General features: G+C 72.3%; 3 protein-coding genes. All 3 read right to left on the bottom strand.

Annotated elements, in window-relative coordinates; genetic code table 11:
• Positions 1 to 506, bottom strand: a 506-nt coding sequence (locus tag D7V88_RS41110) for a pseudouridine synthase (protein ID WP_147449137.1), incomplete at its 3' end; no start/stop codon positions are given.
• A 42-nt stretch (positions 507 to 548) separates the two neighbouring features.
• A complete protein-coding gene (locus D7V88_RS41105) occupies positions 549 to 767 on the bottom strand; it encodes a hypothetical protein (protein WP_120545908.1) in 219 nt (72 codons plus the stop codon).
• 104 nt (positions 768 to 871) lie between these two features.
• Positions 872 to 1,606, bottom strand: a complete 735-nt coding sequence (locus D7V88_RS41100) for an RNA methyltransferase (protein ID WP_120545907.1) — start codon at positions 1,604 to 1,606, stop codon at positions 872 to 874.
• Positions 1,607 to 1,849 lie beyond the last annotated feature (243 nt).

Here is a 1,849-nt window from a genome sequence, read left to right as displayed (position 1 = left end):
ATGCTGAACACCGTGGCCACGTAGCGCTTGGGCAGGTTCGTTTCCGGTGACGTGGCGTGGGCGACCAGCTTGTCGTCATTGGTGAAGAGCAAGAGGCCCGTGGTGTCCACATCCAGCCGGCCCACCGCGTGCCACGTGAAGCTCGCGAGCTCCGTGGGAAGCTGGGGCAGCAGCACCTCGAACACGGTGCCGGTGCGGTGCTGGCGCGCGGTGGAGGACAGCACGCCCGCGGGCTTGTGGAAGGCCAGGACGTGCGTGGGCGCCACCTTGCGCACCGGGAGGCCATCCACCTTGAGCACGGCATCGGGGGGCACGGGCGTCAGGTGCGTCTTCACCACGTGGCCGTTGATGCTCACCCGGCCCGCCTTGATTGCGGCCTCCGCGTCCTTCTGGGGCATGGCGCCCGCGCGCGCGAGTGCCCGGGACAGCCAGTCCGGCTTCTCCTTGCCCTCCCAGCGGTTGGGGCGGGGAGGGGACTTCGGCGGCCGTTCGGGCTTGCGAGGCATGGGCGCGGCACTGTAGCCGCGCGGGGCGGCGGTGCGTTGGGGTTACTTCCGGATGAGTTCGTCCGGATCCTCGCCTTCCGCGGAACCGGGTGTGCGGCCGGGCTCGTCGCCGTTGGCCATGCGGTGGGGTTCCTCCTCGAACTCGCCGTCCTCCGCCGTCAGGGGCGTGCGGCCGGGTTCCTCCGGGCGGTCCTCGCGGGACGGGGCAAGCTGGCCGGGGCCGGGCTCGGTGCCTCCCACGACCATCGATTCGTAAGGCATGTGGTTCACGTGGCGCTCCTCCCTCAAGCGGGGTTCGGCACTTCCGTGAAAGGTAGCGACGCTCCAGGGTCCTGCCCGAAGGGCCAGGACGTCCCCCTGCCTGCTCAGCCCCCGTCCCTGGGGGGCGGGAAATTCTTTCGCACGGTGTGCAGCGCTGCCAGCCACAGCCGGGCCTCGTTGCGCGTGAGCCGGGAGCGCCGCAGGGGCGCGAACAGGTCCCTCACCGCCGTGCGCCCGGGCTGCTCGTCCACCAGGAAGCCTCCGGTGGTCAGCAGCGTCTCCAGCGTCGCCTCCACCCGCGCCAGCTCCGCGTCGGTGGCAGCCAGCGGAAGGGGCCCGGGAGGCGGCGCGCTTTCGGCGAGCGCGGCCATCCGCACCTCGTAGGCGTAGAGCAGCACCGCCTGCGCCAGGTTGATGGAGGGCTGCTCCGGCGCGGTGGGCACCGCGGACAGGTCGTGGCAGCGCTCCACCTCCGCGTTGGTGAGCCCGCTTCGCTCATCCCCGAAGACGAGCGCCACCGGACCCTGCGCAGCCCTCGCCACCAGCTCCTCACCGACAGCGCGGGGCGACAGGCGGCGTTTGCCCTCCACCTTGCGCGAACTCGTCCCCACCACCCAGACGCAGTCGGACACGGCGGCCTCCAGCGTGTCCGGCCGCTTCACCCCACCCAGCACGTCCTCCGCGTGCACGGCGAGCCGGTGCGCGGGAGACAGGTCCTCGACCTCCGGCGTCACCCAGGCCCAGTCGGACAGGCCGCAGTTCTTCAGGGCGCGGGCGGCGGCGCCCAGGTTCTCCGCGTTGCGCGGGCGCATGAGGACGAATCGGACAGGCAGCACCATGGGCCGGCAACCCTAGCGCTCCGGCCGACTCCCGGGGTCCCGCAGTTGACCGCCACGCCCCTCCGCCTCCAGTCTGCACGCCGAAATCCCGCGTCCCGAGCGCGTCCGGACACCACTCGAGTGTGGCTGCCTGGACACCCTGTGGGCCCGCGGACGCGCATGGGGGAGCGCCGGCACGTGGTCGCCGGGCCGCACTTTCCGTGCGCCTCCGAGGTGCCCCACGCGCGGCACGCGGAATGAAAT

Origin of the sequence: Corallococcus terminator (assembly GCF_003611635.1) — a bacterium.
GTDB lineage: Bacteria > Myxococcota > Myxococcia > Myxococcales > Myxococcaceae > Corallococcus > Corallococcus terminator.
The sequence above is the reverse complement of the archived record's forward strand: the minus strand, read 5'-3'. Positions and strand labels throughout refer to the sequence as shown.